The following is a 13713-nucleotide window of genomic DNA, read 5'->3' as shown; positions in this document are numbered from 1 at the left end:
CAGCACAAGAAAAGGGCGGTCGGACCGCCCTTTCTTTTCGGCAGTCAGGACTTGTCGCCTTCGAGGCGGTTTGACCAATCCTCAACCTTGCGGTTTTCCAGACGACGAATGGCATAGCGCTTCCAGCCATCCGCCAGATGCGGAATTACGGCCATAAGTGCCAGCTCGTCGTAATTGAGCATATCGACATAAAGCAGATGCCAGACGCGGTGCAGCGACCATTCGGGCGAAAGACGGTCAACAAGCACCATACTGTCGCCGGTCTGCGCTTCACCTTCTTCCAGTACGCGATAATACCAGCCGGTTCTTCCGGTCTTCTGGACACGGATTGCCATATCCGGTGTCTCGAAGCGTGCATTGAGCTTCCAGCACGGCTGACGCCCTTGCGAAACTTCGATCAGCGCCGTTCCGAAGCGGAAACGGTCGCCGACAGCGACATTGTGCTCATCAAGACCGGTGGTGGAAATGTTTTCACCGAAAGCGCCAGCTGCGCCAAGCCGATGATTGTCGCCAATGTCCTTGCGCCAGACAGCGTAGTGATCGTGAGGATAGTGATGCAGCGCCTTCTCTGGCCCGCCATGCACCTTGCGGTCGCCTTGCTCGTCGCAATCGAGACCGACCAACGTCACGCGGGCCTTGCCGGTAACAGGGCGCTTGTCGATCGCGCTCGGCGCGTTACGTGGACCGAGTGGAGCGATCTGGCCTGCAAGCAATGCGTCGATACGGGTTTCCATATTATTCACTGATTATCTTCACGCGGTCGCCGACGGAGACAGTGGCTCCGGCTGGCATGGCGTTGAGCAGGCGGAACAGTTCAAGCTTGCGCGTCGTCCCCTGAACACGTGACGACAGGCTTGCCATGGTGTCGCCCGGCTTCACCGTCACAACGCGGATGCGCAGTGGCTTGATGGCGTTCTGTTCGGCGGGCGTGAGAAGGCGGAAGGACTGCGTCACGGTCTGCGAGGCGGGCAGCAGAGCGTTGCTGCCTTTCGGTGCCGCAGTCAGGAAACGATAGACCTTTCCGTTTGCGCCAATCACCACGATGTCGAACTGCCAGCGGTCGGCAGCAGCGCGCGCGGTTGCGGCAGGCAATCCGTTGATGGTGGTCGCCTGAATGGAGCTTTCGTCCAGACCCGTCACCCAGCCCGACTTGATATAATCGGTAAGGCTGGAACCGGATGGCAGGGAAGCGCCGTCGAAACGGATTGCCACTTCACCGGGACCGCTCGCCATGACGGCGGTAGCGGAATTGTCGATAGTGAAGCCTTCGGGCGCGCGGAACGTCACGCCGAGCTTCGGATGAATGAAGGTCTGCTCGCGAATATAGCCCTCAGTGGGCGAGTCGCCATAGAGCAGCCCGTCAATGCCATCGAGGAAGGAATCGCGGTCGGTTGTGCCCACGCCCGGCGCGCCAATGCGGCGGGCATGGCCCAGCGCCAGTTCGATGCGTTGCGGGGTGGCGGGGTGGCTGGCGAGGAAGTCGAGGCTCGCATCGGTCGCACCCGACACCGAACGGAAACCGGTATAGGCCTCCATCGATTGCAGGAAACGTGCCGAGGCGAATGGGTCATAACCCGCTTCGCCGATCATCTTGATACCGATAGCGTCGGCTTGCAGTTCCTGATTGCGCGAGAACTGGGCAAGGCGCAGCTTGCCGCGAATAAGCGCTTCACGGCTGGCGGATTCGTTGTGCAACACTTCGCTGGCCACACGACCGGCGATTTCTGTTTCTGCTTCCTTTTCCTGCCGCAGAATGCCGTGATTGGCGACGACGTGGCCCATTTCATGGGCGATCACCGCTGCGACTTCCGAGGAATCATTGGCGAGCGCAAGCAGGCCGCGCGTCACGTAGAGATAGCCGCCGGGCAGGGCGAAGGCGTTGATGTTGGGTGAATCGAGAATGGTGATGCGGTAGGTCTGGTCCGGCTTGTCGGAAACGGTCGTGAGCTTGCCCACGATCTTCGCGACCATGCGCTCCAGCCGCTGATCCTTGTATTCGCCGCCATAGGTGGCGAGAATGCGCGGATGCTGCTGTGCACCGATCTGCGCCAGCTTGTCGTTGCGCGTCACATTATCAACCGTCACCGGATTATCCGATGGCTGCAAGCCGAGATCCTTGCTGGAATTGATCGACTGGCACCCGGAAATCAGGGCGACAGCAAACAAGCCAAAACCCACGGCTGTTTTCCGCCAATTGCGCTGCGTCCGTTCTGGCAGGGAGACTGGAAGACACAGGGAGGCCCGGAAAAGGGTCTTGTGACGGAACAGTATTTTATCCTCGCGATTCATACATCATCAGGTCGTCCGCAAATCTAGTCACAGACCAGCAGACGTACAAGCGGCCCAGTAAAGTTGAATACGGTTCTTCCGGTGGATTGCGAACAAAATATGTCCGTTACCGTAACTCTATTTGAGATTAGAGCATTTCCAGCAAAAGTGCGAAGCGGTTTTGCGTCGGACGATGCGGCGTAAAAAAGGATAGAGCGGTTTCAACGATTACGTCACAACAGAAGCCGCTCTATCGGCTTTTATCACCGATATAGCGCCGAAGCGCGTCAGGTCCAGTCTCCGACAAAAGGTCCTTCGCCGGTCCTTGCGCCACGACCTCACCGTTTTCGATGAACAGCAATTGCGCATCGAGATAGAGCGCATCTTCCGGCGTATGGGTGACCATCAACACGGTCATGCCGGTTTCACGGCGCAGTTCATTGACCAGATCGAGCATCTGATGCCGCAATGCGGGTCCAAGCGAGGCGAAGGCTTCATCCAGCAACAGCACCGGGCGTTCGCGAACAAGCGCGCGGGCAATCGCCACCCGCTGGCGTTCACCGCCGGACAGGGCTTCGGGCTTGCGCTGTTCTTTATCCTTGAGGCCGACACGGGTCAGCGCGTCGGCAATGGCGGCGCGGTCGCTATCCGTCAGTTTCAGGTTGGGCGCGCGACCGAGGCCGACATTTTGCGCGACTGTCAGATGGGCAAACAGGTTGTTTTCCTGAAACACCATCGAAACCGGCCGTTGCGGCGGCGGCAGGTGAGTTACATCGACACCGCCGATGGCAATGGCGCCCGATGAAGGCGTCTCGAAACCGGCAATGAGATTCAGGAGCGTGGACTTGCCCGAGCCGCTTGGGCCGACAATGGCCGCAATAGCGCCGCCCGCAATAGCCAGATCGAAGCGCATTGCGGTTTCGCCATAGCTGAAGCGCACGTCGGTAAGGCGGATGTCGGCGGAAGCAGTCATGAGGCGGAATTCTCTTTCCGGGATGTGGCGGCGCGGTCGGCAAGCATCATCAGACCGAGGCAGAGAAGCCCCAGAATGAGCGCGAGACCGGCCGCATCGAATGTGCGGTAACTGCCCATGCGCTGCAAGAGAAGATAGGGCAGGGTCAGAAGCGCATCGCTGCCGAACAGCGCGATTGTGCCAAGGTCGCCAATGGAAAGCGCCATGGCAAAGGCGAAGGCCATGCCAAAGGGTCTGCGGATCGACGGCCAGTCAATGAGCCGCAGCCGATTGAGGCCATAAATGCCAAGCTGGGCACAGAGCCTATTGTGGCGTGCGGCTGCCGTGTCCCAGGCCGGGCGCAACAGCCGGACTGCGAAAGGCATGGCCATGGCTGCGTTGACCGTGACCACCATCACCGGTGCGATGGCGAAAGGATTGGTGAAATGGCGCAGCAGGATGAACCATCCGGCGCCGATCACGATGGGCGGCATGACCAGAATGAGGCTCGCGCCCGTATCGAACAGGCTGGCTATTTTGTTGTTTTTTACCGCTTCCCGGGCTGAAACGAGCGCCAGTGAGAGAAGCACCGAGAGCGTTGCCGCAGAAAAGCCGAGCGCCAGGCTAGTGCCGATGGCGCGCCAGACCGTCTGTTCGCTGAGCAGGCGGGCGAGGTCGGCGGCAAGACCAGACACGACCACGCCTGCAATCGGCAAGGCGACATAAAGAAAGCCGATGAGAATGGCGATGATGTTGAACAGGCGTTCACCACGCGCAGGCCTGCCATAGCGGCGCGGTGTTGCCGTGTGGGTAAAGCCTTCTTCGGAAGGACGCCCGGTCAGGCGCAGGGCCAGCAGGATCAGCAAGGTCAGCCCGAGCTGGGTGACGGTGAGCGCCACCGCACGTGCCGGGTCGAAATCGAAATGCAGGCTTTGATAGATCGCCACTTCCAGTGTTGTCGCCCGTGGACCACCGCCGAGCGTCAGCACGGTGGTGAAGCTCGTCACGCACAGCATGAAGATGAGCCCCGCCATGCCGGGCAGGCTGCGGCGGATAACCGGCCATTCGATCAGCCGGAAACGGGCGCTGTTGCCCATGCCAAGCTGGGCCGCGAGTTTCCAATAGTCGGCGGGTATCGATTCATAGGCGGCGAGGATGAGCCGCACTGCCAGCGGCATGTTGAAGAACACATGCGCAATCAAAATGCCCGTAATGCCATAGATATCCGGCTGGAACGAATGGCCCGCAGCCTCCGATATATGGGCGATGAGGCCGTTTCGACCGTAAATGCTGGTAACGCCCAGCACGGCCACAAGGGCAGGCAACGCGAGCGGCAGGGCGAACAGCCGCAGAATAAAACCCCGTCCGGGAAAATGCGCTTCCGAATGCAAGGCGCGCGCAACTGGGATCGCAAAGGCGACCGAAAGCAGGCTCGAAGCGACGGCTTGTGCGATGGTGAAACGGGCGGTTCGCCAGAGATAGGCATCGAAATTTGCGGCGACATCGAAGCCGCCGCTGGCTTCAAAGGCAAGAGCGACAAGCGCGCCACCGGCAAGCACGATAAGGAAGGCCAGCGCCAAAGCCCCCGCGACGGGTTTCATCGCGGGGGTGGGGCTGGTGTTCTTGCCTGCCGGAGCGTTGATCATTTGCTGGTAGCTGCCAGCCATTCATCGACCCAGGCCTTGCGGTTCTTCGCAACCTCGTCGGCTGGAATGAGCAAGGTCTTTTCCGGTTTCGGCAAGGCGTCGAAAGCGGCGGGAAGCGGCGTTGATGTCTTGCCTGCCGGGAACATCCAGTTGGTTTCCGGGATCACATCCTGAAAGCCGGGGCCGGTCATGAAGGACAGGAATTTCTGCGCCAGCGGGTTCTTGGCGCCGGTCGTCGTCTGGGCGGCAAGCTCGATCTGGAGGTAATTGCCTTCCGGATAGGCCAGCGCCTTGTAGCGATCTGTCTTCTCCGCAATGACATGATAGGCTGGCGAACTGGTATAGGAGAGCACCATCGGCGCTTCACCCTTGGTGAAGAGGCCATAGGCTTCCGACCAGCCCGGCGTGACGGTGAGAATGCGCTTCTGCAATTTCTGCCAGGCATCGCCGGCCTGATCGCCATAGACGGCTTTCATCCAAAGCAGCATACCAAGACCCGGTGTCGAGGTGCGCGGATCCTGAAGCACGATCTTCTGCGACGGGTCGCCTTCGACCAGTTCCTTCAGGCTCTTGGGCGGATTGGGCAGCTTTTCCGAATCATAGACAATGGCGAAATAGCCATAGTCATAGGGTACGAAAATATCGTCCTTGAAGTCACCCGGCACGCTGACATTGCCAAGATCGATGCCACTTGGCGCAAAGAAGCCAGTGGCGCGCGCTTCCGTGGTCAGGTTGGTGTCGAGGCCAAGCACGATATCGGCCTTGGTGTTGCCGCCTTCAAGCTTCAGCCGGTTGAGCAGGGCCACACCGTCGGCGGAAGCGACCCAGTTGATCTCGCAGTCGCATTCCTTCTCGAAGTTTTCCTTTACCTTGGGACCGGGACCCCATTCGGAAATGAAACTGTCATAGGTATAGATGGTGAGCTTGTCTTTGGCCTGTGCCGCAGGTGCCAGACTAACGGCTGCCGCGAAAGAGAAGGCCAGCAAAGATAACAGCCGCATAACGGCACGTCCTTTCATAAAGTTAAAAGGATTTAGCGCCGCTTGGGGTCTGGAGCACAACAATAACCGAAAAGCTGCTACTTTTCGGGATCGTGCCGCAGAGCAGCATCTAATCCCTCCGCCGGTGCAAACCGGATCAGGTTCAGCGGGTTGGTTTTTTGAAAAACCTCTCAGCCATTCATGGGAACAAATGGCACCCCGTTAGAGCGTTGCGACATTAATATGTCAGGCCATGAAGGGCAAGAGAGGCAAAAGCGATACAAACTGGGACAGAGCAGACTTCCAGCTGGGATTTGCCCATGATAAGAGCGGCTTATGAGCACATTCGTCATCCTTCTCGGCGGCGACCTCGTCGTAACCGAACGGCTGCGTCAGCAGATAGCCGGCGCGCGCATTCTGGCCGCCGATGGTGGTATTCGTCATGCGGCCGCTCTGGGCGTCGAACCGGAACTGTGGCTCGGCGATTTCGATTCCACGCCACAAGCCCTGCTCGATCAATATGCGCATGTGCCGCAAAAGACATTTCCGCGCGCCAAGGACATGACAGACGGCGAACTGGCTTTCGAGGAAGCCTTTGCCCGTGGCGCGACACGCGCCATTTTGTGCGGTGCTTTTGGCGGCCAGCGCACCGACCACACGCTGCTGCATCTCACAATGGCGACAGCGCAGGCCAACAAGGGGCGGAATGTCCTCCTGTCCAGCGGTGCGGAAGAGGCATGGCCGGTGACGGCTGGCGAGTTTACCTATGATTTCCCTGACGGCACGCTGTTCAGCGTCATCAGTTTCACCGCTGTGGACGGGCTTTCAATCACAAATGCAGAGTGGCCGTTAGACAACGTGACCCTTCCTTTTGGTTCTTCGTGGACAGTTTCCAATATAGTGCGTGGAACACTTCGCATTACTGTGCGTTCTGGCTTAGCGATACTTGTTGCAAACTTAAATTCGGAGCATGCTGACGGCGTGTCGCTAACCTTACCGATTGAAAAGGCTTGACGCTCGACAGCGAAACGTATTTCAAATGCGGTAAGCGGGTTATTAGTTAGCGCCGAAATTGGGGACGCAAAATCGGCACCTGAAGTGTCAACTTTGACAGGAGATTGTTTGATGAAGTCACGTCTTTCCATGATTGCGGTTGCCGGGGTGCTCGCATTGTCGACAGCAGCATGCACGACCAACGAACAGCGCACAGCTGGTTACGGTGTTGGCGGTGCAGCAATCGGTGCTCTCGCCGGTGGTGCAATCGGCGGTAACGGCCGTGGCGCTCTCACGGGTGCTGCTATTGGTGCTGTTGCCGGTACGCTGGTTGGCGCTGCCCAGACGCGTAATGGCGTGCAGTACTGCCGCTATCGCGACAACTACGGCCGCGTCTACGAAGCACGCTGCCAGTAAGCTTGAAGCTTAAAATCGTATCGCGGACAGGCCGGGGAAACCCGGCCTGTTTGTTTTTCGTGCCTCTTTCCTATCGATCCATTTGACAGAACGGCTTTTGTCGCGGACAAGCAGGGCGGAATTTCAAAGCACATCCCGAGAACCGCCCAGAAAGCCTCAGAAGACACCATGGCACCACCGCTCCTTCGCCTAGACCAGATCAAGCTCACCTTCGGCGGTACGCCGCTTCTGGAGGATGCGAGCCTTTCGGTGAGCGAGGGCGACCGCATCGCGCTGGTCGGGCGCAATGGTTCTGGCAAATCCACGCTTTTGAAGATCGCCGCCGGCATGGTCGAGCCGACTTCGGGCGAAGTGTTCAAGCATCCGGGCGCGACCGTTCGCTATCTGCCGCAGGTGCCGGACATGGACGGCTTTGCCAGCGTGCGCGCCTATGTCGAAGCGGGGCTCGGACCGACCGACGATCCGCATCGCGTGACCTATCTTCTGGAGCATCTGGGCCTGACCGGCGACGAAAATCCGGATCATCTTTCGGGTGGCGAAGCGCGCCGTGCGGCGCTGGCGCGTGTGATCGCGCCGCAGCCCGATGTGCTTTTGCTCGACGAGCCGACCAACCATCTCGATCTGACAACCATCGAATGGCTGGAAGGCGAATTGCGCCAGATCCGTTCGGCCATCGTGCTGATCTCGCATGACCGTCGCTTTCTGGAAAATGTCAGCCGCGCGACTGTCTGGCTCGACCGTGGTATCACACGCCGTCTGGAGCAGGGTTTCGGCCATTTCGAGGAATGGCGCGACAAGGTTCTGGAAGAAGAAGAGCGCGATCATCACAAGCTTGGCCGCCAGATTGCCCGCGAGGAGCATTGGCTGCGCTATGGCGTGACGGCACGCCGCAAGCGCAACATGCGCCGCCTCGGCGAATTGCATTCCATGCGCGCGGATTTCCGCAATCACCGCAAGGCGCAAGGGTCGGCGGTTCTGACGGCCAGCGATTCCAAGGAATCCGGCAAGCTGGTGATCGAAGCCAAGTTGCTGAACAAAGCCTATGGCGACCGTGTTCTGGTGAAGGATTTCTCCACGCGCGTGCAGCGCGGCGACCGGATCGGTCTGGTCGGCCCCAACGGCGCGGGAAAAACCACACTGCTCTCGCTCCTGACCGACAAGCTGGCGCCAGATTCCGGCACGCTTCGGCTGGGCGTCAATCTGGAAATGGCCGAGCTTGATCAGAAGCGTGACAGCCTCAATCTGGATGAGACGCTGTCGCATTATCTGACCGACGGGCGCGGGGAAAACCTCGTCATCAATGGCGAGCAGCGCCATGTTGTTTCCTATATGAAGGACTTTCTGTTCCAGCCGGAACAGGCCCGGACGCCGATCCGCGAGCTTTCCGGTGGCGAAAGGGCGCGTCTGATGCTGGCCCGCGTGCTGGCTCGCCCCGCCAACCTGCTGATCCTCGACGAGCCGACCAACGATCTCGACATGGAAACGCTGGATCTGTTGCAGGAACTGGTCGCAGGTTTTCCGGGTACGGTTATTCTGGTCAGCCATGATCGCGATTTTCTCGACCGCACGGTGACCTCTGTGATCGCGCCGGAAGGCGACGGGCGCTGGCTGGAATATGCGGGTGGTTATGCCGACATGATGGCGCAGCGCAAGGAACAGGCGCTGGAACGTCGCAACGTCAAGACGGCGAACGCCCGCGCTGGTGATAAGGGCGGCGATAGCAGCGAGGAGGCTTCGCAGCCAAAGCGTGAGGAAAAGCGCAAGCTCTCCTTCAAGCAGAAATTCGCGCTGGAAACGCTGCCGGGCAAGATGGACGCTCTGGGCAAGGAAATCACCGTCCTTGAAGGCAAGCTTGCCGATCCGCAGCTCTATGCCAAGGACCCGACGCTTTTTGCCAAGACTGCCGATCTTCTGGAAAAGAAGCGCAGCGAGAACGCCGCCATGGAAGAAGAATGGCTGGAACTCGAAATGCTGCGGGAAGAGATTGAGGGATAAACGAACCCGCCGATATCTCGGCGGGTTTCTGTGGATTTAGGCGCTTGCCTTGTTCAAAAGGGCAATGTCGCTGTCGCGCAGCTTCAGCTCGGCGGCAGTGATCAGTTCTCCCAATTGGGTCAGGCGTGTGGCGCTGGCAATCGGGGCGGTGATTGACGGGTGCGCGATCATCCAGGCGATAGCCACCTGTGCCTGCGTGGCGTCGACATTGCGGGCCACTTCGTCCAGCGCGGCAATGATCCGCGAACCGCGATCCGTCAGATATTTCTCAACCGACTTGCCACGAGCGCTCTGGCCAAGATCATCGGCAGACCGGTATTTGCCGGTCAGGAAGCCCGCAGCCAATGCGTAATAGGGGATGACGCCAATCTCGTTGTCGCGGCAGATTGCTTCCAGCCCGTCCTCAAAACCCGACCGGTCATAAAGATTATAGAGCGGCTGCAAGGTTTCGTAGCGCGGGAGGTTGTGTTTCTTCGCAACGTCCAGCGCTTCCGTCAGGCGTTCCGGCGTCAGGTTGGAAGCGCCGATGACGCGCACTTTCCCGGCGTCGATCAGCTCTTTATAGGTGCCGAGCGTGTCTTCGAACGGTGTTTCGGGATCATCCCAATGCGACTGATAGAGGTCGATATAGTCGGTTTGCAGCCGCTTGAGAGAGGCGTCGACGGCTTTGCGGATATAAGCGGGAGAAAGGCCTTTTTCGTCAGGCCCCATTTCCGAGCCCACCTTGGTCGCGATAACCACCTTGTCGCGCAGGCCCCGGGATTTCAGCCAGTTGCCGATGATGGTTTCGGATTCGCCACCGACATTGCCGTTGGCCCAGGCGGAGTAGACATCCGCCGTGTCGATGAAATTCAGGCCTGCATCGACAAAACGGTCGAGCAGCGAAAACGAAGTCGCTTCATCGACCGTCCATCCAAATACGTTGCCGCCGAAGCAGAGCGGCGAGACTTTTAGTTCGGTACGTCCGAGCTTCTTAAACTCCATGGACCCAATCCCCTTCCTCTGAATACGAATCAGGCTTGATCCGCCGGGTTCCGATTTCAGGAAGAAGGGGTAAAAGCTCCGGGAAGAGCTTTCGGTCAGCCCATGCCAAGCGCGTCCATATAGAGCTGGAGCATCGCTTCTTCTTCCTGACGTTCATGGTCTTCTTTTTTACGCAGACGAATAATGGTCCTCACGACCTTGCTGTCAAACCCTGAACCCTTCAATTCAGCGTAAACTTCCTTGATATCGTCTGCGATGGTCTTTTTTTCTTCTTCGAGGCGCTCGATGCGCTCGATGAAGGCACGCAACTGGCCGACGGCAATGGTTTGGGCTTCGCTGGTAATGTCGTCGCTCACGCGGTTTCTCCAATTCTCATTTTTGATGGATGCGAATGGCGCAGATGCACGATTTCGCATGTCTGAAACTCTGGACCGGTTTTCCCGCGAGTCGCGGGCAAAATTAAGAGCCTTTTCGATGCCCGGCACGATTTATAGGGTCAAACCCTGTGGAACACTGTGGAAAAGCGGCGGCTTACGCCACTGCGCCGGTGCGCGAGCCGAAGTGTCGGACCTCGTGAATGCCTTCGAGCCTGTTGATCTGCTGTAGCATCGGAGCAAGCCGTTCCGCCCATTCCATCGCTCCGGCCGCGTCGGCAATCAGGTCCTGCCGCACTTCGATCAGCACATGGGCAAAGCCCTTGGCCGTGGCGTGGCGATACATGGCATCGTTGCGCAGTGCGCCGTCATAAGGCTCGTTGTCACCAACCACCAAGCCCGGTTCGGCGCGCAGCAGCGAGAGAAGCGGGACGGTGGCGCGGTCGTCCTTGTCCCAGAGCAGGCCGATATGCCAGGGGCGGGCCTTGTCCTTCCAGCGTGGTGTGAATGAATGGATCGAGACGATGAAAGGCGCATGGCCGCTTTCGCTTGCGACGCGGGCGCTCATTTCTGTCACAGCATCATGATAGGGGCGATAGAAACGGGTCAGCCGGTCTTCCCGCTCGCCTGCCGACATCGGATAATTGCCGGTGATAACCGCGCCATCCGAGAGCTGCATGATGAGCGTCGGGTCGTCCTCGCCGCGATTGGGATCGATCAGCAGGCGGGAGAAACCACCCAGCACCGCAGGCGCCCCAAGTCGGGCGGCCAGTTCGCGCGTCAGGGCTTCGACACCGATGTCATAAGCAATATGACGGTCGAATTCGCTTTCTTCCAGACCCAAACTACCGTATTCGGCAGGCACGTCGCGCCGTGCATGGTCGGCGGTCAGAAGCAGGCCGAGGCGAAAATCGCCTTCAACCCTGTAAACAGGCGAGAACGAAGTGACTGACGGTTTGGCGAACGACACGGATTGAATTCCCAGGAACAATTCGGGATTGATTTTCATCGGGCGCGGGAAGCTGTTTCAGGTCTGTCATGAGAAAGCCGGGATTGCAACGATCATTCTTTCGTCATGTTCTTTCTTCTCGCTGGGACTGCGTTGACATCACCGGCGAAACTGCCGAAAAGAGAGCGACCGAAATGGGATTTCCAGACGTGAAACAAAAGCGATTGCGGGCTGAAGGGGTTCGGCGGATGCGACTTCCACACTTCCTAGCTGTATTTTCCGCTGTGTTGCTTGGCGCACTCGGCATGACATCTGTGGAGGCGCGTGCCGATTTCCGCGTATGTAATTCGACGCAGAATCTTGTTGGCGTCGCCATCGGTTACCGGGCCAAGACCGGCTGGGTAACGGAAGGTTGGTGGCATATCGAAGGCTCGACCTGCAAAACGCTGATCGAAGGCCCGCTGACTTCGCGCTATTATTACCTCTATGCCGAGGACGCCCAGGGCGACGGTCGCTGGCAGGGCAATGTGAATATGTGCGTCGCGGAAAAGGAATTCCGCATTTCAGGCGTACAGGATTGCTTTGCGCGCGGCTTCCAGCGCAATGGCTTCCAGGAATATGATACCGGGGAACAGTCGAGCTGGATGGTTCAGCTTGCAGACGAAACACCGCCGGAAACCCCCACTGTTACAGGAACGAATAGTCAATGAAGCGTAACCGCAAGGTCAAGATTCTCGCAACGCTGGGTCCGGCGTCTGGCGAGGAAGCCGTCATCCGCAAGCTCTTTGAAGCCGGTGCCGATGTTTTCCGCATCAATATGAGCCATGCCGACCATGACCTGATGCGCACCCTCGTGAAGCGCATCCGCAATGTGGAAAAGGCCATTGGCCGCCCGATCGGCATTCTCGCCGACCTTCAGGGCCCGAAGCTGCGCGTCGGCAAGTTCAAGGACGGAAAGGTCGATCTCGTTCCCGGCCAGACCTTCACGCTCGACAATAACGAAGCGCCGGGCGACGAAACCCGCGTCTTCCTCCCGCATCCGGAAATTCTGGAAGCGGTCGAGCCGGGTCACCGCCTGCTCATCGACGATGGCAAGCTGCATCTGGTTGCGGAAGCAACCGACGGCAAGTCTATCCGCTGCAAGGTCATTTCCGGCACCCGCATTTCCGACCGCAAGGGCGTCAGCCTGCCGGACACCACGCTGGGTGTCGGCGCTCTGACCGAAAAGGACCGCAAGGACCTTGATGCCGTGCTGAAGGAAGAAATCGACTGGGTTGCGCTGTCCTTCATTCAACGTCCCGAAGATCTGGCCGAAGTGCGCAAGGTTTCGCGCGGCAAGGTCGGCATCATGTCGAAGATCGAAAAGCCGCAGGCTGTCACGCGTCTTGATGAGATCATCGAGCTTTCCGACGCGCTGATGGTTGCCCGTGGCGATCTCGGCGTGGAAATGCCGCTTGAAAGCGTTCCCGGCATTCAAAAGCAGATCACCCGTCGTGCCCGCCGCGCTGGCAAGCCGGTCGTTGTCGCGACGCAGATGCTCGAATCCATGATCACCGCGCCGGTGCCAACCCGCGCCGAAGTGTCGGACGTTGCAACGGCTGTGTTCGAAGGCGCGGATGCCATCATGCTTTCGGCTGAATCCGCATCGGGCCAGTATCCGGTCGAAGCGGTCGCCACCATGAACCGCATTGCCGAGCAGGTTGAGCAGGAACAGACCTATTCGACCATCATCGATGCGCAGCGTGCAGCACCTGAGCCAACCGGCGCCGATGCGATTTCGCTCGCAGCCCGCCAGATCGCCGAAACGCTGAAGCTGTCGGCCATCGTGACCTACACGGCTTCCGGTACCACTGGCCTTCGTGCCGCCCGCGAGCGTCCACGCACGCCGATCATCGCGCTGTCGCCCGTCGTCGATACCGCCCGCAAGCTTTCGCTCGTCTGGGGCCTGCATTGCGTCGTGACCGCCGATGCGCATGATCTGGAAGACATGGTCGACCACGCCTGCCAGATCGTCTTCGAAGAAGAATTCGGCAAGGCCGGTTCGCGCATCATCATCACCGCCGGTGTGCCTTTCGGTACGCCAGGCGCGACCAACATGCTGCGCATCGCCTATATCGGCGCGGACGGCAAGTCCGGCGTCTAAACTGGCGATATT

At 59.1% G+C, this 13713-nt stretch carries 13 protein-coding genes and 1 riboswitch; of the genes, 5 read left to right on the top strand and 8 right to left on the bottom strand.

The features are described from left to right. Positions 1-44: 44 nt before the first annotated feature. The 5 genes from FHW00_RS15370 to thiB all read right to left on the bottom strand — a co-directional run bounded on the left by FHW00_RS15370 (position 45) and on the right by thiB (position 5867). Positions 45-734 carry an MOSC domain-containing protein gene (locus tag FHW00_RS15370; RefSeq protein WP_078339523.1) on the bottom strand — a complete coding sequence of 230 codons (690 nt, stop codon included), beginning with the start codon at positions 732-734 and terminating at the stop codon, positions 45-47. A gap of 1 nt (position 735) precedes the next feature. Beyond that, entirely contained in the window at positions 736-2217 is a 1482-nt protein-coding gene (cdlP, locus tag FHW00_RS15365) for a cell division protease CdlP (RefSeq protein ID WP_113534762.1), read from the bottom strand. Between the two features lie 301 nt (positions 2218-2518). Next, positions 2519-3241, bottom strand: a complete 723-nt coding sequence (thiQ, locus tag FHW00_RS15360) for a thiamine ABC transporter ATP-binding protein (RefSeq protein WP_078339522.1) — start codon at positions 3239-3241, stop codon at positions 2519-2521. Then, positions 3238-4887 carry a thiamine/thiamine pyrophosphate ABC transporter permease ThiP gene (gene thiP / locus FHW00_RS15355; RefSeq protein ID WP_445557948.1) on the bottom strand — a complete coding sequence of 550 codons (1650 nt, stop codon included), beginning with the start codon at positions 4885-4887 and terminating at the stop codon, positions 3238-3240. Before thiP ends, thiQ begins: the two co-directional genes overlap by 4 nt. After that, a complete protein-coding gene (gene thiB / locus FHW00_RS15350) occupies positions 4863-5867 on the bottom strand; it encodes a thiamine ABC transporter substrate binding subunit (protein ID WP_078339521.1) in 1005 nt (334 codons plus the stop codon). Before thiB ends, thiP begins: the two co-directional genes overlap by 25 nt. 96 nt (positions 5868-5963) lie before the next feature. Continuing rightward, positions 5964-6078, bottom strand: a riboswitch (TPP riboswitch). 104 nt (positions 6079-6182) lie between these two features. Between thiB and FHW00_RS15345 the strand changes: the two genes are divergently transcribed. From FHW00_RS15345 to FHW00_RS15335, 3 genes are all read left to right on the top strand, one after another. After that, complete coding sequence (locus FHW00_RS15345; RefSeq protein WP_078339520.1) at positions 6183-6860, top strand: thiamine diphosphokinase; 678 nt, start codon at positions 6183-6185, stop codon at positions 6858-6860. A gap of 111 nt (positions 6861-6971) precedes the next feature. Beyond that, complete coding sequence (locus FHW00_RS15340) at positions 6972-7256, top strand: glycine zipper domain-containing protein (protein WP_078339519.1); 285 nt, start codon at positions 6972-6974, stop codon at positions 7254-7256. A gap of 168 nt (positions 7257-7424) precedes the next feature. Next, complete coding sequence (locus FHW00_RS15335; protein ID WP_078339518.1) at positions 7425-9251, top strand: ABC-F family ATP-binding cassette domain-containing protein; 1827 nt, start codon at positions 7425-7427, stop codon at positions 9249-9251. A gap of 36 nt (positions 9252-9287) precedes the next feature. Here FHW00_RS15335 and FHW00_RS15330 read toward each other — a convergent pair whose 3' ends face one another. The 3 genes from FHW00_RS15330 to FHW00_RS15320 all read right to left on the bottom strand — a co-directional run bounded on the left by FHW00_RS15330 (position 9288) and on the right by FHW00_RS15320 (position 11618). After that, entirely contained in the window at positions 9288-10235 is a 948-nt protein-coding gene (locus FHW00_RS15330; protein ID WP_078339517.1) for an aldo/keto reductase, read from the bottom strand. A 95-nt stretch (positions 10236-10330) separates the two neighbouring features. Next, on the bottom strand, positions 10331-10591 hold the full coding sequence (locus FHW00_RS15325; RefSeq protein WP_061348000.1) for a DUF2312 domain-containing protein: 261 nt from the start codon (positions 10589-10591) through the stop codon (positions 10331-10333). Between the two features lie 175 nt (positions 10592-10766). Then, the gene (locus FHW00_RS15320) at positions 10767-11618 is read right to left on the bottom strand and encodes an N-formylglutamate amidohydrolase (protein WP_078339516.1); all 852 of its coding nucleotides are present in this window, start codon (positions 11616-11618) and stop codon (positions 10767-10769) included. Between the two features lie 188 nt (positions 11619-11806). Here FHW00_RS15320 and FHW00_RS15315 point away from each other — a divergent pair, with 188 nt between their 5' ends. Continuing rightward, positions 11807-12268 (top strand): DUF1036 domain-containing protein, encoded by a 462-nt coding sequence (locus FHW00_RS15315; protein WP_078339515.1) that lies wholly within the window; start codon positions 11807-11809, stop codon positions 12266-12268. Beyond that, positions 12265-13701: a pyruvate kinase gene (pyk, locus tag FHW00_RS15310; protein WP_078339514.1), complete on the top strand. Its 1437-nt coding sequence runs from the start codon at positions 12265-12267 to the stop codon at positions 13699-13701. The genes FHW00_RS15315 and pyk overlap by 4 nt, the downstream gene beginning before the upstream one ends. Positions 13702-13713 lie beyond the last annotated feature (12 nt).

Source organism: Ochrobactrum sp. P6BSIII (genome assembly GCF_014138065.1).
Lineage (GTDB): Bacteria > Pseudomonadota > Alphaproteobacteria > Rhizobiales > Rhizobiaceae > Brucella.
Note: the sequence above shows the minus strand (reverse complement) of the source record. Positions and strands in the feature narration are given on the sequence as shown.

Bases quoted from the DNA above. Each gene is read 5' to 3' on its own strand.
- FHW00_RS15370 (WP_078339523.1), bottom strand. From the start codon at position 734: ATGGAAACCCGTATCGACGCATTGCTTGCAGGCCAGATCGCTCCACTC.
- thiQ (WP_078339522.1), bottom strand. From the start codon at position 3,241: ATGACTGCTTCCGCCGACATCCGCCTTACCGACGTGCGCTTCAGCTAT.
- thiP (WP_445557948.1), bottom strand. From the start codon at position 4,887: ATGGCTGGCAGCTACCAGCAAATGATCAACGCTCCGGCAGGCAAGAAC.
- thiB (WP_078339521.1), bottom strand. From the start codon at position 5,867: ATGCGGCTGTTATCTTTGCTGGCCTTCTCTTTCGCGGCAGCCGTTAGT.
- FHW00_RS15345 (WP_078339520.1), top strand. From the start codon at position 6,183: ATGAGCACATTCGTCATCCTTCTCGGCGGCGACCTCGTCGTAACCGAA.
- FHW00_RS15340 (WP_078339519.1), top strand. From the start codon at position 6,972: ATGAAGTCACGTCTTTCCATGATTGCGGTTGCCGGGGTGCTCGCATTG.
- FHW00_RS15335 (WP_078339518.1), top strand. From the start codon at position 7,425: ATGGCACCACCGCTCCTTCGCCTAGACCAGATCAAGCTCACCTTCGGC.
- FHW00_RS15330 (WP_078339517.1), bottom strand. From the start codon at position 10,235: ATGGAGTTTAAGAAGCTCGGACGTACCGAACTAAAAGTCTCGCCGCTC.
- FHW00_RS15320 (WP_078339516.1), bottom strand. From the start codon at position 11,618: ATGAAAATCAATCCCGAATTGTTCCTGGGAATTCAATCCGTGTCGTTC.
- FHW00_RS15315 (WP_078339515.1), top strand. From the start codon at position 11,807: ATGCGACTTCCACACTTCCTAGCTGTATTTTCCGCTGTGTTGCTTGGC.
- pyk (WP_078339514.1), top strand. From the start codon at position 12,265: ATGAAGCGTAACCGCAAGGTCAAGATTCTCGCAACGCTGGGTCCGGCG.